Annotated in this window: 17 protein-coding genes; 9 read left to right on the top strand and 8 right to left on the bottom strand. The window is 71.9% G+C overall.

The features are described from left to right. The 5 genes from ABZ842_RS21930 to eccB all read right to left on the bottom strand — a co-directional run bounded on the left by ABZ842_RS21930 (window position 1) and on the right by eccB (window position 6,744). Window positions 1–1,149, bottom strand: coding sequence for a S8 family serine peptidase (locus ABZ842_RS21930; RefSeq protein WP_361538945.1), 1,149 nt, complete (start codon window positions 1,147–1,149; stop codon window positions 1–3). 136 nt (window positions 1,150–1,285) lie between these two features. Beyond that, the gene (locus tag ABZ842_RS21925) at window positions 1,286–3,088 is read right to left on the bottom strand and encodes a hypothetical protein (RefSeq protein WP_361538942.1); all 1,803 of its coding nucleotides are present in this window, start codon (window positions 3,086–3,088) and stop codon (window positions 1,286–1,288) included. Between the two features lies 1 nt (window position 3,089). Beyond that, complete coding sequence (locus ABZ842_RS21920) at window positions 3,090–3,515, bottom strand: hypothetical protein (RefSeq protein ID WP_361538939.1); 426 nt, start codon at window positions 3,513–3,515, stop codon at window positions 3,090–3,092. A gap of 429 nt (window positions 3,516–3,944) precedes the next feature. Next, complete coding sequence (mycP, locus tag ABZ842_RS21915; protein WP_361538936.1) at window positions 3,945–5,204, bottom strand: type VII secretion-associated serine protease mycosin; 1,260 nt, start codon at window positions 5,202–5,204, stop codon at window positions 3,945–3,947. A 13-nt stretch (window positions 5,205–5,217) separates the two neighbouring features. Next, window positions 5,218–6,744, bottom strand: coding sequence for a type VII secretion protein EccB (gene eccB / locus ABZ842_RS21910; protein ID WP_361538933.1), 1,527 nt, complete (start codon window positions 6,742–6,744; stop codon window positions 5,218–5,220). Window positions 6,745–7,157: 413 nt separating this feature from the next. Between eccB and eccE the strand changes: the two genes are divergently transcribed. From eccE to ABZ842_RS21865, 9 genes are all read left to right on the top strand, one after another. Continuing rightward, a complete protein-coding gene (gene eccE / locus ABZ842_RS21905; RefSeq protein WP_361538930.1) occupies window positions 7,158–8,327 on the top strand; it encodes a type VII secretion protein EccE in 1,170 nt (389 codons plus the stop codon). Window positions 8,328–8,335: 8 nt separating this feature from the next. Beyond that, entirely contained in the window at window positions 8,336–9,034 is a 699-nt protein-coding gene (locus tag ABZ842_RS21900; RefSeq protein ID WP_361539006.1) for a hypothetical protein, read from the top strand. A gap of 391 nt (window positions 9,035–9,425) precedes the next feature. Then, a complete protein-coding gene (locus ABZ842_RS21895) occupies window positions 9,426–9,659 on the top strand; it encodes a DUF397 domain-containing protein (RefSeq protein ID WP_361538927.1) in 234 nt (77 codons plus the stop codon). Between the two features lie 464 nt (window positions 9,660–10,123). Beyond that, complete coding sequence (locus tag ABZ842_RS21890; RefSeq protein WP_361538924.1) at window positions 10,124–13,015, top strand: SCO5717 family growth-regulating ATPase; 2,892 nt, start codon at window positions 10,124–10,126, stop codon at window positions 13,013–13,015. 198 nt (window positions 13,016–13,213) lie between these two features. Further along, window positions 13,214–15,073, top strand: coding sequence for an ABC transporter substrate-binding protein (locus ABZ842_RS21885; RefSeq protein ID WP_361538921.1), 1,860 nt, complete (start codon window positions 13,214–13,216; stop codon window positions 15,071–15,073). Between the two features lie 2 nt (window positions 15,074–15,075). After that, window positions 15,076–16,155 carry an ABC transporter permease gene (locus ABZ842_RS21880; protein WP_361538918.1) on the top strand — a complete coding sequence of 360 codons (1,080 nt, stop codon included), beginning with the start codon at window positions 15,076–15,078 and terminating at the stop codon, window positions 16,153–16,155. Then, window positions 16,152–17,039, top strand: a complete 888-nt coding sequence (locus tag ABZ842_RS21875; RefSeq protein ID WP_361538915.1) for an ABC transporter permease — start codon at window positions 16,152–16,154, stop codon at window positions 17,037–17,039. Before ABZ842_RS21880 ends, ABZ842_RS21875 begins: the two co-directional genes overlap by 4 nt. Next, window positions 17,039–18,010, top strand: coding sequence for an ABC transporter ATP-binding protein (locus ABZ842_RS21870; protein ID WP_361538912.1), 972 nt, complete (start codon window positions 17,039–17,041; stop codon window positions 18,008–18,010). Before ABZ842_RS21875 ends, ABZ842_RS21870 begins: the two co-directional genes overlap by 1 nt. Then, window positions 18,007–18,966, top strand: a complete 960-nt coding sequence (locus tag ABZ842_RS21865) for an ABC transporter ATP-binding protein (RefSeq protein ID WP_361538909.1) — start codon at window positions 18,007–18,009, stop codon at window positions 18,964–18,966. Before ABZ842_RS21870 ends, ABZ842_RS21865 begins: the two co-directional genes overlap by 4 nt. Before the next feature lie 193 nt (window positions 18,967–19,159). Here ABZ842_RS21865 and ABZ842_RS21860 read toward each other — a convergent pair whose 3' ends face one another. The 3 genes from ABZ842_RS21860 to rbfA all read right to left on the bottom strand — a co-directional run bounded on the left by ABZ842_RS21860 (window position 19,160) and on the right by rbfA (window position 21,605). Further along, window positions 19,160–20,104, bottom strand: coding sequence for a bifunctional riboflavin kinase/FAD synthetase (locus tag ABZ842_RS21860; protein WP_361538906.1), 945 nt, complete (start codon window positions 20,102–20,104; stop codon window positions 19,160–19,162). A gap of 119 nt (window positions 20,105–20,223) precedes the next feature. Further along, window positions 20,224–21,123 carry a tRNA pseudouridine(55) synthase TruB gene (truB, locus tag ABZ842_RS21855; protein ID WP_361538903.1) on the bottom strand — a complete coding sequence of 300 codons (900 nt, stop codon included), beginning with the start codon at window positions 21,121–21,123 and terminating at the stop codon, window positions 20,224–20,226. Further along, the gene (gene rbfA, locus ABZ842_RS21850; protein ID WP_361538900.1) at window positions 21,120–21,605 is read right to left on the bottom strand and encodes a 30S ribosome-binding factor RbfA; all 486 of its coding nucleotides are present in this window, start codon (window positions 21,603–21,605) and stop codon (window positions 21,120–21,122) included. The genes truB and rbfA overlap by 4 nt, the downstream gene beginning before the upstream one ends. Window positions 21,606–21,612: the final 7 nt, after the last annotated feature.

The following is a 21,612-nucleotide window of genomic DNA, read 5'->3' as shown; positions in this document are numbered from 1 at the left end:
TCAGGCGGCGCGACGGCGCAGGAGGAAGAAGGCCCCTCCCGCGACGACGACCACGGCCGCGATTCCGCCGATGATGAGGCCGGTCGAACTGTCGCCGTCCTCACTCTTCTTCTTGCTGGAGCCTGCCACGACGGCCTCGTCCTGAGAATCGCCCTTCGGCGGTTGTGACGAGGCTGGTGCAGACGGTGCGGTGGACGCGGGAGCGCCGCCCGTCTTCTGGTTCGTCAAGGGGCTGACGTCCGGAGCACCGGGGTCGCCCTTCCCGTCGACGAGGATCTGCCGCGGGCGGATCAGCCCGTGCCCGAGGTAGGTGCTGCGGGTGCCCTTGTCCCAGTCGCGCCCGGCGGTGTCGATGAGGGCGCGCAGGACTTGGTTGGCGGTCCAGTCGGGGTGGGCCGACCAGACGAGAGCGGCGGATGCGGAGGCGATGGCCGTGGCGGAACTGGTTCCTCCGTCGCCGCCACAGTAGGACTTGAAGGACGTGTTGCACCAGCGCGGCATGTCGCGTCCGGGCGCGGTGATGTCCACGTTGTCACCGTGCTGGGAGTACTCGGCAACGGTGCCCTTGCTGTCGGCCGATGCGACCCCTACGACGTCCGGATAGGCAGCCGGGAACTGCGGTTTGTTGCCTTCCTTGGCATTGTTGCCGGCTGCTGCGAAGAACAACTTGCCCTTGCTCGCCGCATATTCCACTGCGGCACGCTCCTCCCGGGAGGAGTAGTCACTGCTGAACGACATGCTAATGATCTTCACGTCACTGTCCGCAGCCGCCCTGATCGCGTCGATGCTGTCCCGAGCGTTCGTTTTTTCCCTGTTCTGCAGCTCCGTGTTGGCAACCCGCATGGGGACGATCTGGACGCCCGGGGCAAGGCCGCGAATGCCGCCTCCCTTGCCTGTGCCGGCGATCAGTTCGGCCATCGTGGTGCCGTGGCCGTCGTAATCGTCGGTCTCCTCACCCTTCGCACCCGAGGCATCGAGTCCCTTAAGGACCTGGCCCTGCAGGGTAGGAGTCGACGAATTTACTCCGGTGTCAATGACGGCAACTTTGACGCCCTTTCCAGTGGAGACCTTCCAGATGTCGTCGGCCCCCATCGCGTCCAGGTGCCACTGCTTGGGCTGTCCAGGTGCGGCCGTGGCGGCCGTGGCCATCGTGGGAACCGTGCCGGCCCACATGCAGACTGCGGCCAACGAGCACAGCAAACCTCGCCGCAGGGCGCGGGGCACGCCCGCCTGTCGCGCCTGGAACATTCCTGCCGTCATCCCGACTTCCGAACCTTCCGTGTGCCTAGTCGATGACCGGCGGCGTGGTGTCCCGCCGCCCGGCCGTCCACGTCTCTTCGTCTTCCGTCAGGTAGTCAGGGCGCGTGGACTCGTTCTCTTCCTCGTCCTTGTCGGAACGCTTCCGACCCGGACGTCCACCGACGAGCCCGGACCCACCGGTCGTGAAGCCGCTCTTCCCGGGCCGGGCGTTGGAACTGCTCCCCTGGCGCGGGGCACCCACGACGCCGTTCACACTGGGCGTTCCACGTCCCGTGGGCCGGGCGGCGTTCCCCGAGTTGGCGCCGACCACACCGGACTGCCCCGTCCGTCCCTGCGTGGGCCGAGTCGTGCCGGGCCCTTCTGCACCGATGACCGTGCCCCTAGGCACACGGGACCCGGCAGGGCCGCCCGTGGGGCGTTGGGCTGTGCCACCGATGATTCCCTGCCCGTGGCGCGTCCCTGCGGGGCCACTGTTGGCCCGACCAGTCGTCGGCTGACCCGATACGGGTCCACCGGTCGTGTTCGGACGGCCCAACATCTGCTGCTGATTGTTGGTGTACGGGCCTGCCGCGCCGGGGCCGCCAGTGCGTCCAACGGGGCCCTGGTTCGAGGGTCCACCGGTCATCGGGCCGCTGGGGCGCCCGACCGGGCTGTTGGTCGACGGCGTTGCAGTGGGAGTCCCGGTGATGCTCGGACGTCCCGGCACTCCAGGCTGTCCCGTGGCCGTGAAGGGAGGGGTGCCACTTGTCTTCCCGGGACCTCCCATGGCCTTGGAGACCGGGGACGTGGGCACCGGTCCCACAGTCTTGCCAGTCACCGGTCCGGTCACGGGGCCTACGGGTGAAATCGGAGCGACGGGCGGCGTGCCCGTTGGCCCGGTGGGTGGTGCCACCGGGCCGACCGGTGCCACGGGCGGTGCACTGTTGGGGTTTGTCGGAGGGGATGCCACCGGGGGCGCAACGCCGTCGATCACTGTCGACGGGTCGCGCTCCACGTTGGCCGGCGGAGGCGTGCCGGGGATCTCCGTCGGGCGCTCCCCCTGCGAACGCCTCTCCTCGCCACGCCTGCCCACCGGCTGGATGCTGGCCGTGCGTGAATCGGAGACGGCTGACCTCCTCCTGCTGGGTGGCGGATCGAACCGCTCCCCCTTGGGCCGAGGAACATCAGACTTAAGAATCCCCTCGAACCTCGGCGGCTCCTGGTTTGCCAGCGCCTGCTCCGACACCGCGTAGTACGACGCCAGTCGGTTCATCTGGTTGATGGCCTCTTGACGGTCTTGTTCGACCTTCTTCGCGGCCACGTAGTCAGGGTTGGTGTCGACCTGCTCCGGCGTCGGCATCTTCCGCACGTCGTGCTTCACCACGCGCGTGTCCCTAGGCGGCATCGAGCCGCGCACCGAGGCCAGCCCCATGCCCGCAGCGGTGATCTGAGTCGCAGCGATCCCGGCGAAGGTGCTCACCACGACGGCGTGGGCGGCGAGTGCGTTGCCGAACTCTCGGAAAGCCTCGGCCCCCTGGCCCTCCCAGCGAACGCCCGCGACCTCGGTCTTGAGTTGCTCGCCGGCCGACTTGAGGCCGTCACGTGCCTTACGAAGGCTGTCGCCCGCGCTTTCGAGGTCGACCGGCTTGGAGTTCTCGACCAAGTCGATCATGACGTTGAGGTCGTGTCCCTCGAAGTCGGTGCGGGCGAGGACCCCGTTGCCACCGAAGATCGAGGTGACCACGCGCGTGATGTCGGCGACCTTGTTCTGTGTCTGCGCCCGCGCGAGGTCCTGCTTCTCCTGCTGCTCGGGCGTCAGTTCCTGCTCGCCCTTGTCCTGTTCGGTCATGTCAAGACCACCCGGATCCAGAGGACTTGTCCTGAACGGTCTTCTTCCCGTCGGGTACGCCGGAGTCCTTGTCGTACGACTTCGGCCTGTCGAGCAGGGCCTCGATCTCCGCGAACCGACGACGCCGTTCTTCGTCCACGTTGTTCGTCCCGACGTCCGACGCATGCACCGCGATGTTCAGCGCCTCGATCTGCAACCCGAGATCACGGGAGAGGTCGGTGAGCGCCTGTTGGACACGGCTGTACTGCGTGAAGAGACCGTCGGCCTCGGCGAACGGCGCGTTGCCCCCGCTGAGCGCTCCGCGCGGGATCCGCTGCTCGGAGATCGCCGTCTTGCCCCCCGCGCCCTTGTTCAGGTCCGCGAGGATGCCGTTCACCTTGCTCTGGAAGCTGCTGAGTGCCGCGATCCCCTTGGCGAAGTCACTCATGGCTCTGCCCTCGGACCGCGCCGTCGGTTGGATAACCCACGATGCCCACGATGCCCGTTCCTCCCCGTTGATCCAGCTACACCACGTTGCAAGCGTGGCGAATCGGCCATGTTCCAGGCCACATACCACTTTAGCTACTAGCTATGACAGCCCCAAGTGACATACACGTCATCTGACTTCCGGATGACCCTCGGATGACTCCGGATCCGGTGCAGGAAGGCCCGGGCCCGTCTGTCGGTCCGTCCACCTGCCGGTGGAGGGGGACATCGCCACGTCCGCACGCAGTTGCGTCCACCATCTCACCATGTCCGGTTCACCGGCGTCCCCATGAGGCGGCCGTCTCCTCGGTTTCTCCCCAAAGCGTTCCCCCGGGCCCGACCGAGGACAGGCCCGACCGAGGTCCGGGTCGGCCGAGGACCGGACCGGTCGTCAGCCGCCGGCGACGCGGCTCGCCCGGCGTCGGGCGTCGCGCACCGCGACCGCGCCGCCCGCGACCGCCGCGACGAGTACGCCGCCGCCGATCACCACGTACGTGGCGAGGCGGGCGTTGCGCTCCGCCGCGGTCTCGCCGAAGTCGTACTTGGCCGGGGTCGGGCCCTCGGCCTGGGTGAGGCCACCGCCCTCGGTGGGCTTGTCGATGGGCTCGTCGTCCTCGGTGAGGGCGCGCAGCGGGTCGACCACGCCCCAGCCGACGAGCCGGTCCTGGCCCGGTGTGGAGCGCTCAGCGGTCTGCTGCATCTGCGCGACGATCTGCGGCGCGGTCCACTTCGGGTGCTTCGCCTTGATGAGGGCGGCGACGCCGGCGACGTACGGCGCCGAGAAGCTGGTGCCGTTGTCCGCGCAGTGGCCCCCGCCGGGGACCGTGCTGACCATGTCGACCCCGGGCGCCGCGACGCCGACGAAGCCGCCGGACTGCGAGAAGGGGGCGCGCTCGTTGTTGCGGTCGGAGGCGCCGACCGCGAGGACGCCTTCGAACGATGCGGGGTACGTCTTCTTGACGTTGCCGCCGCCTCCGTCGTTGCCCGCGGAGGCGACCACCACGACGTCCGCGGCCAGGGCACGGTTGACGGCCTCCTGCAGCTTGGCGTCCGGCTTCGCCGCGTTGGCGGTGTCCTGGGAGATGTTGATGACGTGAGCGTCCTTGGCCACGGCGTGATCGACGGCGTCGGCGAGGGTGCTCGCGCTGCCGTTGCCGTCGGCGTCGTTCTGCTTGATGGGGATGATCTTCGCGTCGGGCGCGAGGCCGACGAAGCCGGATCCCTCCATCTTGCGGGCGGCGATGATGCCGGCGACCTTGGTGCCGTGTCCGATGGCGTCGTCCGTGCCGTTGGCCTTGCCGATGTTGAGCTCTTCGCCCTTCTTGTTCTTCTTCGGCAGCAGGTTGGTGCCGCTCTTGGCATCGACGGCGCCCTTGAGCTGCGGATGCGTGATGTCGACGCCGGTGTCGATGACGGCGACCCGCACTCCCTCCCCGGTGGACTGCTTCCACAGTTCGTCCAGCATGACGCGCTGGAGGGACCAGGGGACGCCCTTGTACGTCTGGGTGGGCTCGCACTGGGTGGTGTCGGCGGCGGCAGGGGCGATCGGCAGACCGATCACGGCGAGCGCCGTGGCCGCGGTCACCACGGCGACACGACGGCCACGGCCCGGGGCAAGCGCCGCATTGTGGGTGTTGTGGGTGTGGGTCATCTGGCCGCCCGCCTCAGGATCCTTGGGGCTGGTTCGCGTCGCCGATCGACAGCCGCGGTCCCCTCGGCAGGAACTCGGTCCACGCCGCGGGCACCGGTACCGGATCCACGGTCTTGTACCCGAGTTGCCGCTGGGAGAGTTGGTTCTGGGACTCCAACTCCTTCTTCTTCTCCTCGTCGGAGCCGGCGCCGGAGTCACCGCCGGCACCCGCGCTGTCGCTGTTGGACTGCATCGCGTAGCGCAGCCCGGTGTCGGTGACGAGGAAGAGGAGTCCGACGTCCGTGGCCTCGCCCTTGAACTGGCGGAACAGCAGCCCCGATCCGGGGGTGACGTACGCGCTGCTCGACCCGACCGGCAGGTCGGCCGGGAAGGCCGTGCCCGCCCAGGTGCTCAGGGTGGTGGTGCCCTTGTCCTTGTCGACGTCGCGCAGCACGCTGCACACGGCGTTGCGCTTGCCTTCGCCCGCACTTGCGTCGTTCACGGCGACGGGAGCGGCCAGGGGCCAGTTCCTGTCGTCGCCGAACGGTTCGCCGGCCCGGAACTCGGAGGCGCTGACCTTCAGGGCCCTCCCGTCCTTCACGACGTCCTTGAGCGGCTCGCTGTCGATGAGCAGCTTGGCCATGAAGTCGGAGATCGGGGCCACCCGGCCCTCCAGGACGACGTACTGCCGGTCCTTGGCGCCGTCCGTCGCCTGGAGGATCATCCCGACCTTGTCCAGTTCGTCCTTCAGACCTGGGACGCCTGCGTCAGCTCCGGGAGTGCCGGGGAGCTCGGGAATGCTGATCTCGTGGCCCAGGTGCAGGGTGTCCAGCCACTCCTTGGAGACCTTCTGGGCCTGGTGGCCCTGTCCGACGACGAGCTGGCGCACCAGGTCGTCCTTCGGCTTGAGGACGTACTTGGTGCCGCTCGCGTCCACGACGTACTCGACGCCCTCGGCCTCGACGTGCAGGAGTTCGCCTCCGGTGAGGCGTTCCTCGCCGTCCACCTTGTCCTTCTCCCGGTCGGCGAGCACGAAGGCCGCCTTCTGCGTCGTCGCCTGACGGCCCTCGCCGGGGCGTTCGCACACGGCCCACCGCTTGGCGGTGCCGGCGTCCTTCGCCTTCGGGAGCCGGTCGGGGGCGTAGGGAATTCCCACGGTGACGCCGTGCGGGATTTTCCCGCTGTCCAGGACGGACTCGGAGACGTTGATCACCTTCCCCCTGTCGAGATTCAGGAGAAGTTTTGCGGAGGCCATGTTGAGAACGGGATGGAGTTGCTTCTTTCCGTCCGTCTCCAGCACCACATAACGGGTGGTGGACTTGCTGGCGACGATCACGTTCTCACCCGGCTTGTCCCAGCCCTTGGGCGCCACCGGCTTGAACATTCCCCAGGCCCCGAACCCCGCGAGGATCACCACGCCGATGATGGCTCCGGGCACCACCGCGCGCAGCGGGCGCGGTGCGCCCTCCTCCGAGCCGGTGGCGTTGGGCTGGAGGAACTGCGCCACCAACCGCCGTTTGGCGAAGGTGTAGGCGTTGAGTTCGTCCCGACGTGATGCCATCTGTCCGCTGTCCCTCTCCCCGCGTCGCGGCCAGGCTCCCCTGTTCATCGAATCGGCCTGCCGCCGTATCGCCCCTACTATGCCTGCTGAAGCCGGTCACGCACCGCTCAGGTAGGGTGATCGGCCTGTCAACACCCAGTGGAAATTAGGAATTCTGGGAAATCTGGGAAATACGGACACGAGGGGGCATCGCGGCGATGGCAACGGGGACGCGCGCGCGAAATGGGCGAACGCCCGAACGACGCGCGCAGGGCGCGCGCGGCGATCGGAGGCCCGGCTCCTCCCGGAGGTCCCGCGGCGCCGGTGCGCCACGGGGCGGACGGGGCGACGGCGGACCGGTCGGGCCGACGCCCGCCCCCGCGAAGACGACACTGCGCCCGCTGTCCCGTACGAGCCGTGTCGGCCCGCTCCAGTTGCGTCAACTCGCGCTGGTCGAGATCGCCCTCGGGCTCGCCGCCGTCGGCGCGGTGCTCGGCGGACTGTGGCTGATCCCCGCGGTCGTCGTGGCCTGCGTGCTGGTGCTGTTGGCCTTCATCCGCCGCCGCGGCCAGGCCGCGCAGGACTGGATGACCACGGCGCTGGCGCTGCGTGCGCGCAAGCGGAACGCCGGCCCGGCGCCGACGGACACCGACCCGTCGCTGGCGCCGGTGGTGGAGGGCGTCCCGGAGCTGCGCCCGTATCCGTACGTCGACAAGAACCGGCGCACCGTCGGCATGCTGGGCGACGGCACGTTCCTCACCGCGGTGGTACGGGTCGAGGCGAGCGGTGCCGCGCTGCGGCCCGCGTTCGGCGCCCGATCGCTGCCGCTGACCCTCCTCGGCGGTGCGCTGGAGGTCGACGACATCGTGCTGGAGTCGGTGCAGTTGGTGCAGCAGGTGCGGTCCGCGCCGGCTCCGCACCTGCCGCAGCAGTCGGTCGCCCGGCTGTCGTACGCCCCGCTCCAGGAGCGCACCGGCGCTCCGGCGCTGCGGATGACGTGGGTCGCCGTGAAGCTGAATCCGGAGCTGTGCCGGGAGGCGGTGGAGGCTCGCGGCGGTGGCGTCACGGGCGCCCAGCGCTGTCTCGTGCGGGTCGCCGACCACATCGCGAGCCGGGTCACCGGCGCCGGCTTCCAGGCCGTGGTGCTGGACCAGCAGGAGCTGAACTCGACGCTGGCGACGGCGGCCTGTGCGAGTCCGCGGCTGGCCGTGCGGGCGAGCCGGCCGGACGCGACGCCGTTGCAGCGGACGGCGGAGACGGCGCGGGTGTGGCGCTGCGACGACCGCTGGCACACCACGTACGCGGTCGGCCGCTGGCCGGAGTTGGGGCGCGGTGCGGCGCCGCTGCCGAAGGTGGTGTCGCTGCTCACGGCCGCGCCCGCGTACGCGACGACGTTCAGCGTCACCGTGCGGCGGGGCGTGCGGCAGGGAGCGTTGTCCGTGGCCGGCCACGTACGGGTGACGGGCGGTTCGGACACGGAGTTGATCGGGGTGCGCAGGACGTTGGAGCAGCACGCGCGGACCGCGAAGGTCGGTCTCGTCCGGTTGGACCGGGAGCAGTTGCCGGGGGCCTTCGCCACGCTGCCGCTGGGAGGTGCCCAGTGAGCGGGGTGATGGGGGCGGTGCGACGGCTGGTCGGGCCGCGACACCCGGGGCACACGGTGGCCGCCGACCACCTCGGCGCGCTGTCGCTGCCCGTCGGCGACGACGGCGTGGTGATCGGCGAGGACACCGAGAGCCGTCCGCTGATGGTGGGCTTCCACCGCTCGACGCCGTACGACGTCGTGCTCATCGGCGGGCTGTGGACTGCGCAGGTGATGGCGCTGCGGGCGGCGGGCACAGGTGCCCGGGTGGCGGTGGAGACCGGGCGCGCCCAGGCGTGGACCGGGCTCGCGCAGGCCGCGGGCGCCGGCCTGGACTGCATCACGCTGTACGAGGTGGGCCGGGTGCCGCCGATGGGTGCGACCGTCGGCAGCCCGGTCGTGGTGATCCGGGACTGCGGCATGCGTCCGCCGCGCGGGCGGGTCGTTTCGGCGCCCTGGCAGTCGGTGTTGACGCTGCTGCCGTATCTGAGCCCGGTGGCACCGCGGCTGCTGCGGGCCGCCACGCTCGTCGGCGTCCAGCGGGTCTCGCCCCAGGAGGCCGAGCAGATCGGCCAGATCCTCGGTCTTTCGGAGGCGGAGAGCGGCGCGCTGCCGACGTTGGCGGACGGGGTGACGCTGTGGTGCGCCGGCCAGGAGCGGCACTGGGTGATGACCAGCGGAACGGACGCGGAAGCGGGTCTGCTGGGCGTCGCCCGGCGCATGGACTGAGGCGGACGCTCCCGAACGGAGCTGGACGGGACGGGCGCGGGAGCCGATGCCCGGTGCGTACGGGATTTCGACGGCGGGGTCCGTTCGGTCGCACATCTGTTCCGTCGGCGTGAAGCCGGCGCGGAGTACGGCGGGAGTTCACGGGGATCTTCCGTGGTCCCGCCCCTGCCGGTGGGGCCGGTCGCTCTAAAATCCCCTCAACGGTGCGGTCCGGGACGGCCCGTCGCCCCGGACCGCTGCCGTACCGCCGCATTCCGTGTGGCGTGCGCATGCGGCGTAGAACGTTTGGCACAACACGTATGACGTTGCCGTCCGACGTGCGACGTACGCGACTGCGACTGCGACAGCTGCGACGACAAGACAATGCAGACGACGAAGAGGAGCGTGGCCGGTGGGGAGCGAGAAGGAGAAGGACGAGCTGTACGCCCTCGACATCTCCGGCGTCGAGTGGGTGAGCGCACCCGGTACGAGTGAGGACGAGGAGCGCGTCGAGATCGCCCATCTGCCGGGCGGCGCGGTGGCGATGCGGTCCTCGCTGGACCCGGACACGGTGCTGCGGTACACGGAGGCCGAGTGGCGGGCGTTCGTCCTCGGGGCCCGGGACGGTGAGTTCGACCTGCGCTGACGCGCGGACGGACCGGCGACCCACGACGGACGGCCCGCGACGGACGACCGGCGACGGAGCGAACGCGCGGGCTGTGCGCGGCGGTCGTGCGCCCGGCGCGCGCCGCTGCCGGACGGCCGAGTGCTCACGACACCGAGACCGGATCGTTGGGCGGTGTTCGCCGGGCGTTCACAGCCCCGCATCGAGCCAGCGTTTGCCGGGGAGTTGTACCGGTTTGCCCGGTCGCCTTCCGTGTGCCCCGCCACCTGCCGCCCGTGTGGGGACCCCGAGTGGCCTGCGGTGTCGCGGCCGGAGGGCCCTCGGGCCTGCCGGCCCGTCGTCATTGGCGTTTAGGGTGGTAAGAAGCGGCGGATCGAACCCGCGAGCACCCCGCCGCGTCACGACGGGGCGGGTCGGCCGGGACACAGCGGTCGCCCCCCACCCCGCAACGGCACCCAGGGTGCTCGACCACACCAGGAGGCACAGTGAACAGCGATCGGGACGGGATCCGCGGGGGATGGGACCTTCCCGCCGACGAGTCCGACGCGGATCCCGCCGAGATGACGGGTGAGTTCACCATCGACTACACCCCGCCGGCCTGGTACACGCAGAACGCTTCGGGGGACGGTGGCCACACCCCGCCGCCGCCCCCGCCGAACGGCCCGCCGGTCGCCGTGCCGGGGCTCCCTTCGGACGGCGGCTTCCAGCCGCAGTGGACGCCGAACACCCCGGCGCCGCCCGCCCCGTCCCAGGAGCAGTCGCAGTCGCAGTCGCAGTCGCAGTCGGCGCACGCTGCCGAGCCGCCGGCCGTCGCCCCGTCCGCACCGACCGCCCCTCCGGTGACTCCGCCCGCGCCCCAGGCCCCCGAGCCGCCGGCCGCTGCCGCCGAGCCCGAGCCGGCCGCGGCGCCGTTCGGCGGCGGTGACGTGGAGAGCGGTGCCACCATGCGCTTCTCCCCCGCCGCGCTGAAGCGGGAGATCGCGGAGCGCGACGCCGCTGCGCGTCGGGCCGAGGAAGAGGCCGAAGCCGCCACGTCCGACGCCCCGTCAGATGACGACGCGGACGGTGCGCAGGACGACGCCCCCGCCGCGGCGAGCCTCACGGGCCTCGACACCTACACCGCCACCGACACCAGCGCCGACACCGACGCCGACGCCGAGTCCGGTCACGGCGCTGCCGTTGCGTCGGACCCGTCCGTCGCGCCTCCGCCCCCGGCCGCTCCGCCCGCCGTCCCTCCGGCACCCGCCCCGACGGATGCCGCGTCTGACGGCGCATCGGGCGCCGCGCCGCACTGGTCGCCGGCGCAGGGCTCGCCGCTGCCGCTGCCGCCCGCGTTCCAGCCCGCCGCCCCCGCGTCCGCGCCGCAGTGGCCGGTGTCGCCGCAGACGTCCGACCAGTCCTCGCCTCCCCCGCTGCCCGCCGCGCCGCACGCCGGCCCCCCGCAAGCGCCGACCGACCCGCAGCCGGGGTACGGATTCCCGCACCCCGCGCAGCCGCCGGCCGTGCACCAGCCCGACCAGCAGCAGGGCGGCTACGGCTTCCCGCACCAGGCGCCGCCGGTCGCGCCGCCCCCGGCTGCCCCCGTGGCACATCCGCACCAGCAGCAACAGCCGCAGCAGCCGCCCGCGGTGCCGGGCCCGCCGCCGCAGCAGCACGCCCAGCCCGTACCGGACGCCCAGACGCACCAGCCCGGTTACGCGTACCCCCCGGTGCAGCCGCCGCAGCCGCAGCCCGACGCGCAGCAGCCGTCGGCCCCGCTGCCGCCGGCGCTCCCCCAGCCGACCGCGCCCCCGGTGCCGCAGCCCGGTGGTTACGGATTCCCGCAGCCTGCGCAGCCGCCCCAGCAGCCGCCGGCCGCGCCGCAGGGGCAGCAGCCGCCCGTCGACCCGCGGTCCGGCACGGCCTGGCCCACGCCGGTCACCCACGACCAGCGCGAGCGTTCCGTCCCCGGCGCGCCCCTCGGCTACACCGCCGCCGTCGAGCTCTCCTCCGACCGTCTGCTGCGCAACACCCGGCAGAAGGCGAAGTCGAGCCGCAACCCCTCCCCCTCGTCCCGGTTCAAGCTGGGCGGCAAGAAGGAGGAGGCCGAGCGGCAGCGCAAGCTGGAGCTGATCCGTACGCCGGTGCTGTCCTGCTACCGGATCGCGGTCATCAGCCTCAAGGGCGGCGTGGGCAAGACGACCACGACGACCGCGCTGGGGTCCACGCTGGCGACCGAGCGGCAGGACAAGATCCTGGCGATCGACGCCAACCCGGACGCCGGCACGCTCGGCCGCCGGGTGCGGCGCGAGACCGGGGCGACCATCCGCGACCTGGTCCAGGCGATCCCGTATCTGCACTCGTACATGGACATCCGCCGCTTCACCTCGCAGGCGTCCTCCGGTCTGGAGATCATCGCCAACGACGTGGACCCGGCCGTCTCCACCACCTTCAACGACGAGGACTACCGCCGGGCCATCGAGGTGCTGGGCCGGCAGTACCCGATCATCCTCACCGACTCCGGGACCGGGCTCCTCTACAGCGCGATGCGCGGGGTGCTGGACCTGGCGGACCAGCTCATCATCATCTCGACCCCGTCCGTCGACGGTGCGAGCAGCGCGTCCACCACCTTGGACTGGCTCTCCGCGCACGGGTACGCAGAGCTGGTGCAGCGCTCCGTGACGGTGATCTCCGGGGTGCGCGAGACCGGGAAGATGATCAAGGTCGAGGACATCGTGGCGCACTTCCAGACGCGCTGCCGCGGCGTGGTCGTGGTGCCCTTCGACGAGCACCTCGCCGCCGGCGCCGAGGTCGACCTGGACATGATGCGGCCGAAGACGCGCGAGGCGTACTTCAACCTCTCCGCGCTGATCGCCGAGGACTTCGCCCGGGCCCAGCAGTTGCAGGGGCTGTGGACGGCGGACGGGAACCCGCCGCCGACGATGGCGCCGCCGATGCCGGGGTACCCCCAGGCGCCGCAGCAGCCCCAGCAGCCGGCCCCGGGCGGCTACCCCGGTCAGCCGTACGGCGGTCAGCAACCGTATCCGCAGGGCGGTCAGCCCCAGCCGTACGGTGGCCAGCAGCCCCAGCAGCCCTATCCGCCACAGGCACCGCAGGCGCAGCAGACACCACAAGCACCGCATCAGCCACACCAGGCTCCGCCGGCCCCACCGCAAGGCTGGCCCCAGCAGCCTCCGGCCGCACCCCAGGCCCAACCGGGACAGCCGGGCCAACCTCAACCGGGCCAGCAAGCCCAGCCGGGACAGCCGGGCCAGCCTCCGGTGCCCGGTCTGCCGATGCCGCCCGGTGATTCGGCACAGTCCGACGCACCGGGCCAGGCGCCGCCCCCCGGCTGGCCGCAACTGCCCCCGCAGGCACCGCCAGCCCCTCAGCAGTAAGGCGACACAGGACTGGACCAATGAGGGCCCGCACCGTCACGACGGTGCGGGCCCTCGGCGCGTTGTCGCAGCCCAGACGGGGTGTCAATCTGGCGTTGACGGGACTGGACCACCGCTGGTACAACCACGCTCCACCCGTTGGCCACCGCTCCCATCAGCCCGCCCGCTCCCCGTGAGCGCTGACGCGAGGTCATGCCCATGGTCATCAAGGTCCCGTCGCCCCCGGCGACACCACCCGCCCCACGGCTCTCGACCCGCACCGGCACCCGCTCCCTGCTGGCCTTGTGCGCCGTCGGCGCACTGCTGGCCGCGCTGCCCCCGGCCGCCCACGCCCGGTCCGCGGACCGCGCCCCGAAGGTGCTCACCATCGCGGTCTCGCAGAGCGTGGACTCCCTCAGCCCCTTCCTGGCCCAGCGCCTGGTCTCCACCAGCGTTCACCGACTGGCGTACGAGTACCTGACGAATTACGACGTGAAGGACGCAAGGGCCGTCCCCGGCTTCGCCACCTCCTGGCGCTCCTCCCCCTCCAAGCTCACCTGGACCTTCACCATCCGCGGTGACTCCCGCTGGTCCGACGGCCGGCCCGCGACCGCCGAGGACGCCGCCTGGACCTTCAACACGATGATGTCGGACAGCAAGGCGGCGACCGCGAACGGCGCCTTCACCGCCAACTTCCGCAAGGTGACCGCGCCCGACCCGGCCACCTTGGTCATCGAGCTGAAGAAGCCGCAGGCCACGATGACCGCCCTGGACGTCCCCATCCTGCCCAAGCACGTCTGGGAGGGCGTCGACGACTTCTCGGCCTTCAACAACGACGAGCGGTTCCCGGTCGTCGGCAACGGCCCCTTCGTCATCACGGACTACGAGGTCGACCGGTACATTCGGCTGAAGGCCAACAAGGACTTCTGGCGCGGTGCGCCGAAGGTCGACGAGCTGCTGCTCAAGTACTACAAGGACGGTGACGCTGCCGTCGCAGCCCTGCGCAAGGGCGAGGTGTCCTTCGTCCAGAACCTCACCCCCGCCCAGGCCGCCTCCCTCAAGAGCGCGAAGGACGTCGCGGTGAACGACGCCCCCGGCCGCCGGTTCTTCGCCCTCGCCACCAACCCCGGCGCCCGCTCCCGGGACGGCAGGACCTTCGGCGACGGCCACCCGGCGCTCCTCGACCCGGCCGTGCGCAAGGCCCTGTTCCACGCCACCGACCGAAAGACGATCGTCGAACGGGTCTTCCGCGGCCACGCCGTCGAAGGCCAGGGCTATCTGCCGCCGCGCTTCGGCCCGTACTTCTGGCAGCCGTCGAAGGAGCAGCGGATCGACTACGACCCCGCGAAGGCAGCCGCCCTGCTCGACGGCGCGGGCTACCGCAAGGGCAGCGGCGGCAAGCGGCTCGGCAAGGACGGCCGCCCGCTCTCCTTCCGGATCCTGTGCCACGCCACCGACCCCAAGGACAAGGCGGTGGGCAAGTACCTCCAGGAGTGGTGGGGCGAGCTCGGCATCGGACTGCGGATCGACTGCCTGGACAACGTCTCCGACCCCTGGCTCAAGGGCGACTACGACCTCGCCTTCGACGGCTGGTCCGTGAGCCCCGACCCCGACCTCGTGCTCTCCATCCACACCTGCGCAGCGCTGCCCGCCACCCCCGCGGACACCGGGTCGACGGACAACTTCATCTGCGACCGCCGGTTCGACGAGCTGTACGCCCGTCAGAGCGTGGAGTACGACCCGGCGAAGCGGGCCGATCTGGTGAAGCAGCTCCAGTCCCGGCTGTACGACACGGGCTACATGAACGTCCTCGCGTATCCGAACGCGGTCGAGGCGTACCGTACCGACCAGATCTCGTCCATCACGACGATGCCCGAGGCCGCGGGGAACATCTGGGGCCAGGACGGCTACTGGAGCTGGTGGTCGGCGGTGCCCGCCGACGGATCCGGCGACGGCGGCTCGGACGACGGCTCCCGGACGGCTCTGGCGATCGGGGCCGGTGCCCTCGCGGTGCTGGTCGCCGCGGTCGCCGGGCTGGTCGCGGTGCGACGCCGCGCCACCGTGGAAGACCGTGAATAGCCATGACCTCCACCTCGCCATCGACGTCGTCGCCCCCGCCGCCGGCCGAAGCCGCCGCGCGGGAGCCGGTCGCCGCACCCGAGCGGCGCGGCGCGGGCCCGGCGGTCCGCGCGTACCTGCCCTACTTGGCGCAGAAGGCGGGCGGGGCGCTGGTCTCCCTGCTCGCGGTCCTGGTGACCAGCTTCTTCCTCTTCCGGATCGTGCCGGGCGACCCGGTGAAGACCATGACGCACGGCACGCCGACGTCGGCCGAGCAGTTGGCGGAGCTGCGCCGGCAGTTCGGGCTCGACCGACCGCTGTGGCAGCAGTTCACGGACTACTGCACGGCGGCGCTCACCGGTGACTTCGGCACGTCGTACCAGTTCCGGGCGCCCGTCGGGGAGCTGATCGCCGAGAAGGTGCCGGCGACGCTGCTGCTGACCGGGGTGGCCGTGGTGCTCTACTCGGCGATCGGGCTCTGGCTGGGCACCCGCTCCGCGTGGCGGCACGGCGGGCTCGGCGACCGGTTGAACACGGGGCTGGCGCTCACCCTGTGGTCGGTGCCGTCGTTCTGGCTGGGCCTGCTGCTGATCATCACCTTCGCCGTGGGGATCGGACCGGTCCCCGGGCTGTTCCCGACCGGCGGCATGGAGTCCGGTGACGAGACGGGGCTGGCGTACGTGTTGGACGTGGCCCACCACATGGTGCTGCCGGTGCTGACGCTGGTCGCGGTCGGATACGCGCAGACGCTGCTGGTGATGCGGTCCTCGCTGCTCGACGAGATGGGCGGGGACTACCTCACGACGGCGCGGGCGAAGGGGCTGCGGGACGCCGCGGTGCGCCGTCGGCACGCGGTGCCGAACGCCCTGCTGCCCACCGTGACCATGGTCTTCATCAATCTGGGCCATGTGGCGGCCGGATCGATCCTGGTGGAGACCGTGTTCTCCTGGCCCGGGCTCGGCGGCCTGTTCTACCAGGCGCTCAGCGTTCCGGACCTACCGCTGGTGCAAGGGCTGTTCGTCGTCTTCGCGGGAGCGATGATCGTGATGAACCTACTGGCTGACCTGGTGTACCCGTTGCTCGACCCCCGGGTGACCCGATGAGCACGGCATCCCTGACCTGGGCCCGTCGGCGGGCGTCGGCGGGCCGCCTCTGGCGCTCGTACCGCACCCATCGGGCCGGGCTGTTGGGCCTCGGCGTGCTGGGGCTGATCGCCCTGCTCGCGCTCGCCGCCCCGCTGCTGGTCGACGGCGACGTACGGAGCGTGACCCGGGCGCCGGGCGCGCCGCTGGAGTCGCCGAGCGCGCAGTTCCCGCTGGGTACGGACCAGTTCGGCCGCTCCCTGCTGGGGCTGCTGGTGTGGGGGGCGCGGATCTCGCTGACCGTGGGGCTGCTGGCGGCTGCGCTGTCGGTGGCGATCGGCACCCTGGTCGGCATCGTCGCGGGCCACTACGGCGGCTGGTTCTCCACGGTGCTGATGAGGATCACGGACTGGTTCCTCGTCATGCCCGCGCTGGTGCTGGCGATCGTGCTGGCGACGGTGATGTCCCGCAGCGTGTGGACCGTGGTCCTCGCGATCGGGGTGACCAGTTGGCCCACCACGGCCCGGCTGGTGCGGGCGCAGACCATCGCGGTCGAGTCCCGCCCCTACATCGAGCGCGCGCAGGCGCTCGGCGGTGGACACGGCCACGTCATGGGCCGGCACGTGATGCCCAACGTGATGCCGCTGGTGCTGGCGCAGACCACCCTCGGGATCTCCACCGCCATCCTCACCGAGGCCACCCTCGCCTTCCTCGGGCTCGGCGACCCCTCGGTCGTCTCCTGGGGCGGCATGCTCCAGGACGCCCGGGAGGCGGGCGCGGTCTCCTCCGGCCACTGGTGGTACCTGGCTCCGCCCGGGCTGGCGATCGCCCTGGTGGCGCTGGCGTTCACGCTCTGCGGCCGGGCCGTCGAACGGGTCCTCAACCCGAAGCTGGGGGTGCGGTGATGGGCGGGCCGCTGCTCCAGGTGCGCGATCTGCACGTGACGTACGGCTCGGGGCCCGACGCGGTGCCGGCCGTCCGCGGCGTCGACCTCGACCTGGCCCGGGGGCAGAAGCTGGGCGTCGCCGGGGAGTCGGGGTGCGGCAAGTCGACCCTCGCGCTGGCGCTGCTGCGGCTGCTGCCGCCGTCGGCCCGGATCACCGGGCGCGTCCTCCTCGACGGCGAGGACGTGCTCACCATGCGCTGGGGCCGGCTGCGCGCGGTGCGCTGGGCGGGGGCGTCCCTGGTCTTCCAGGGCGCGATGCACTCCCTGAACGCCGTGCACCGCGTCGGCGACCAGATCGCGGAACCGATCCTGCTGCACCACAGGGTCACCCCGGCGAAGGCCCGGGCGCGCGTCGCGGAGCTGCTGCACCAGGTGGGGCTGCCCGCCGACCGCGCCCATTCGTATCCGCACGAGCTCTCCGGCGGCCAGCGCCAACGCGTGATGATCGCCATGGCGCTGGCCTGCGACCCGCGGCTGATCGTCGCCGACGAGCCGACCACCGCGCTGGACGTGATGATCCAGGCGCAGATCCTGCGCCTGGTCGAACAGCTCGTCGCCGACCAGGACATCGGCCTGCTGATGATCAGCCACGACCTGGCCGTGCTCGCCGAGACCTGTGACCGGCTCGCGGTGATGTACGCGGGCCGCGTCGTGGAGGAGGGCCCGGCGGGCGCGGTCCACGGCGCGGCCCGCCACCCCTACGGACAGGCGCTGGCCGCCGCGTTCCCCCGCGTCGGGGACCCCGCTTCGCGCCGGGCGCCGCGCGGTCTGCCCGGGGATCCCCCCGACCCGGCCGCCCTGCCACCCGGCTGTGCCTTCCACCCGCGCTGTCCCGTGTCGCTGCCCGTCTGCACGGCCGACGATCCGCTGCTCGCCGGCGCCGTCGACCACCGGGCGGCCTGTGTCCATGCGAAAGGCGGCCCCGAGTGACCACGTCCGCTCCCCTGCTGCACGCCGACGGGCTCCACGTCACCTTCCCGCCGCGGCGCGGCCGACCGGCCGCCCGCGCCGTGGACGGGGTCGACCTCGCCGTCGGAGCGGGCGAGATCGTCGCCCTCGTCGGCGAGTCCGGCTGCGGCAAGACGACCCTCGCCAGGTCGCTGCTGGGGCTGGTGCCGCCGACGTCCGGCCGGGTCAGCTTCGCCGGCCGGCCCCTGGAGTACTCCGCCGGCGCCCTGCGCGCGTACCGCCGCCGCGTGCAACTCGTCCTCCAGGACCCCAGCGGCTCCCTCAATCCGCGGCACACCGTGTACGACGCGGTCGCCGAGGGCCTGCGCATCCACGGCCACCGGGGCGACGAGCGCGCGGCGGTCGAGCGTGCGCTGGCCCGCGCCGGACTGCGTCCACCGGAACGGTTCTTCCTGCGCTATCCCCATGAGCTCTCCGGCGGTCAGCGCCAACGCGTCGTCATCGCCGGTGCGCTGGTGCTCGACCCGGAGCTGATCGTCGCGGACGAGCCCGTCGCCTCCCTCGACGCGTCCGTGCGCGGGGAGATCCTGGCGCTGCTGCTGCGGCTGCGGGACGAACTCGGGCTCTCCGCGCTCGTGGTCACCCACGACCTCGGGCTGGCCTGGAACATCGCGGACCGGGTCGCGGTGATGTACCTGGGCCGCATCGTGGAGGAGGGCCCGGTCGACACGGTCCTCACCGCGCCCCGGCACCCGTACACCCGGGCCCTGATGTCGGTTCTCCCGGACTCCTCGACGCCGCCGACGGTCCTGACGGGAGAGCCGCCGGACCCCACCCGCATCCCGCCGGGCTGCCGCTTCCATCTACGCTGCCCGGCGCTGGCGTCGGGCGAGGCGGAACGGGCGGGCGTCGCGTCCGCCTGCCGCACCCGGGACCCCCTGCTGCGCCCCGACACCGCGGTGGCCTGCCACCTATAGCCTCGGCAGACGCGGCCCCGCCGTGCGGCGAGCCGTGTTGCGGCGTCTGCGACCCGTATGTGGCTGCTCGCGCAGTTCCGCGCCCCTACGCCCCGAGGGCGTGGGGGGCGGAACTGCGCGACAAGCCCACCACCGGGCCGCGGAGACCAACGCACTCGCAGGGAGACGGCGGACCCGTCCACCCGCACACAACCTACGGCGCCGCCGTCAGCTCGCGGCACTTCTTGACGTCCTGCGCCATCGCGTCCAGCAGGTCCTCCACCGAGGCGAACTTCAACATGGGGCGGACGTACGCCAGGAACTCCACGGCCACGTGCAGCCCGTACAGGTCCAGGTCGACCCGGTCGATCGCGTACGCCTCCACGCTGCGCGCGGTCCCGTCGAACTGCGGGTTCGTCCCCACCGAGATCGCCGCCGGCATGCGCTCGCCGGCCGCGGTCAGCCAGCCCGCGTACACCCCGTCCGCGGGGACCGCGGTGTGCGGCAACGTCTCCACGTTCGCCGTCGGATAGCCCAGCTCGCGCCCGCGCTGCGCACCGCGCACCACGACGCCCTCCACCCTGTGGGGGCGGCCCAGGATCTCCCCGGCGCCCTCGACGTCGCCCGCCGCGACCAGCCGGCGCGCCAGCGTGGAGGAGAAGGGCTCCCCGCCGCCGGCCGCACCGCTGACGTGGAGGTCGATCACCTCCACGTCGTAGTCGTACGTGGCCCCCAGCTCCGCCAGGTACGCCACGTCGCCCGCGGCCTTGTGGCCGAAGCGGAAGTTCGGGCCCTCCACGACCGTACGGGCGTGCAACTTGTCGACGAGGACCTTCACGATGAAGTCCGCCGGCGAGAGCTTCGAGAACTCGGCGGTGAAGGGCAGGATGAGCACCGCGTCGACGCCCAGTTCGGCCATCAGCTCCGCGCGCCGGTGGTGCGGCGCGAGCAGCGGCGGATGGCTGCCGGGGCGCACCACTTCGCTGGGGTGGGGGTCGAAGGTGACCACGACGGACGGCACGGACAGCTCGCGCGCCCGCTCCACCGCCCGCCCGATGATCAGCTGGTGACCCCGGTGCACCCCGTCGTAGGAGCCGATGGTGACGACGCTGCGCCCCCAGTCCTGGGGGATGTCCTCCAAGCCGCGCCAGCGCTGCACTGTGACCGCTCCTCGCCGAACTTCATGTGTTCCCGACCAGTATTCGCAGCTCTAAGACTGCCATGCCCACGCCCGCCGATCCGCATCGGCCCGGGACCGGCGGGCGTGGGCGGCGTGCGTCAGCCGAAGACGGCGAGGCTCTTGGCCTTGCCCTTCTGGTCCTCGACGAGCGCCAGCAGCCGGTCGCCGGGGCCGAAGACGGCGACGGGCGACCGGTCGAAGGACGGCATGTCGAGGCGTACGCCGTTGGTCAGCAGCCGGGCCCGGCGCTCGTCCACGTCCCAGCGCTCGAACGCCGCCGCCGCTGCCTGCGCCACGGGCATCACGGTCAGCTCCTGCTGGAGCTGGTCCAGGGTGCGCGCCGCGTCGAGGCCGTAGGGTCCCACGCGGGTGCGTCGCAGCGCCGTGAGGTGGCCGCCGACGCCGAGCCCGGCGCCGAGGTCCCGGGCCAGGGCGCGGATGTAGGTGCCAGAGGAGCAGACGACGGAGACGACGAGGTCGAGGACCGGGGTGCCGTCATCGGCGACCGCCTCCCGCACGTCGTAGACGCGGAAGGAGGAGACCGTGACCGGGCGGGCCGGGATCTCGAAGTCCTCGCCCCCGCGCACCCGGGCGTAGGAGCGCTTGCCGTCGATCTTGATGGCGCTGACCTTGGACGGCACCTGCATGATGTCGCCGGTCAGGGCCGCCACGCCGGCGTCGATCGCCTCGCGGGCGATCGAGGAGGCGTCCGCGGAGGACGTGATCTCGCCCTCGGCGTCGTCCGTCACGGTCGACTGACCGAGGCGTACGGTCCCGAGGTACTCCTTCTCCGTGAGCGCGAGGTGGCCCAGCATCTTGGTCGCCCGCTCGACGCCGAGCACGAGCACTCCCGTGGCCATGGGGTCGAGGGTGCCGGCGTGACCCACCCGGCGGGTCCGGGCGATGCCGCGCATCTTGGCGACGACGTCGTGCGAAGTGAAGCCCGACGGCTTGTCGACAATGACGAGGCCGTCGGGCACGGGGGTGTGCTGGGTCATGCGGAGGTGTTGTCCTCACCGTCGGTAGAGGCCGCGGAGTCGGCGTCCCCGCCGTCGGCGTCCTCGGGCTTGCGGTACGGGTCGGCCCCGGCCGCGTAGTCGGCACCGGAGGACGCCTCGCGCACCCGGGCGTCGGAGGCCCGGGCCCGGTCCAGCAGGTCCTCGATGGTCCTGGCGTTCTCCGGGAGCGCGTCCGCCACGAAGGTCAGGGTCGGGGTGAACTTGGTGCCGGCCGCGGCCCCGACCGCGCTGCGCAGCACGCCCTTGGCGCTCTGCAGCCCGGCGGCGGCGTTGGCCCGGTCCTCGTCGTCCCCGTAGACCGTGTAGAAGACCGTGGCCTCCCGCAGGTCCCCGGTGACCCGGGTGTCGGTGATCGTCACGTGGGAGCCGAGCCGCGGGTCCTTGATGCCGCGCTGCAGCTTCTCGGCGACGACTTCCCTGATGAGGTCGGCCAGTTTCCTCGCCCGCGCGTTGTCGGCCACTGGTTCT

It is taken from the genome of Streptomyces sp. NPDC047315, assembly GCF_040643215.1.
In the GTDB taxonomy this organism is placed as follows: Bacteria; Actinomycetota; Actinomycetes; order Streptomycetales; family Streptomycetaceae; genus Streptomyces.
This window is presented reverse-complemented; position numbering and strand designations above follow the sequence as displayed.

Bases quoted from the DNA above. Each gene is read 5' to 3' on its own strand.
- ABZ842_RS21930 (WP_361538945.1), bottom strand. From the start codon at position 1,149: ATGGCCACGGCCGCCACGGCCGCACCTGGACAGCCCAAGCAGTGGCAC.
- ABZ842_RS21925 (WP_361538942.1), bottom strand. From the start codon at position 3,088: ATGACCGAACAGGACAAGGGCGAGCAGGAACTGACGCCCGAGCAGCAG.
- ABZ842_RS21920 (WP_361538939.1), bottom strand. From the start codon at position 3,515: ATGAGTGACTTCGCCAAGGGGATCGCGGCACTCAGCAGCTTCCAGAGC.
- mycP (WP_361538936.1), bottom strand. From the start codon at position 5,204: ATGACCCACACCCACAACACCCACAATGCGGCGCTTGCCCCGGGCCGT.
- eccB (WP_361538933.1), bottom strand. From the start codon at position 6,744: ATGGCATCACGTCGGGACGAACTCAACGCCTACACCTTCGCCAAACGG.
- ABZ842_RS21900 (WP_361539006.1), top strand. From the start codon at position 8,336: ATGGGGGCGGTGCGACGGCTGGTCGGGCCGCGACACCCGGGGCACACG.
- ABZ842_RS21885 (WP_361538921.1), top strand. From the start codon at position 13,214: ATGGTCATCAAGGTCCCGTCGCCCCCGGCGACACCACCCGCCCCACGG.
- ABZ842_RS21880 (WP_361538918.1), top strand. From the start codon at position 15,076: ATGACCTCCACCTCGCCATCGACGTCGTCGCCCCCGCCGCCGGCCGAA.
- ABZ842_RS21875 (WP_361538915.1), top strand. From the start codon at position 16,152: ATGAGCACGGCATCCCTGACCTGGGCCCGTCGGCGGGCGTCGGCGGGC.
- ABZ842_RS21870 (WP_361538912.1), top strand. From the start codon at position 17,039: ATGGGCGGGCCGCTGCTCCAGGTGCGCGATCTGCACGTGACGTACGGC.
- truB (WP_361538903.1), bottom strand. From the start codon at position 21,123: ATGACCCAGCACACCCCCGTGCCCGACGGCCTCGTCATTGTCGACAAG.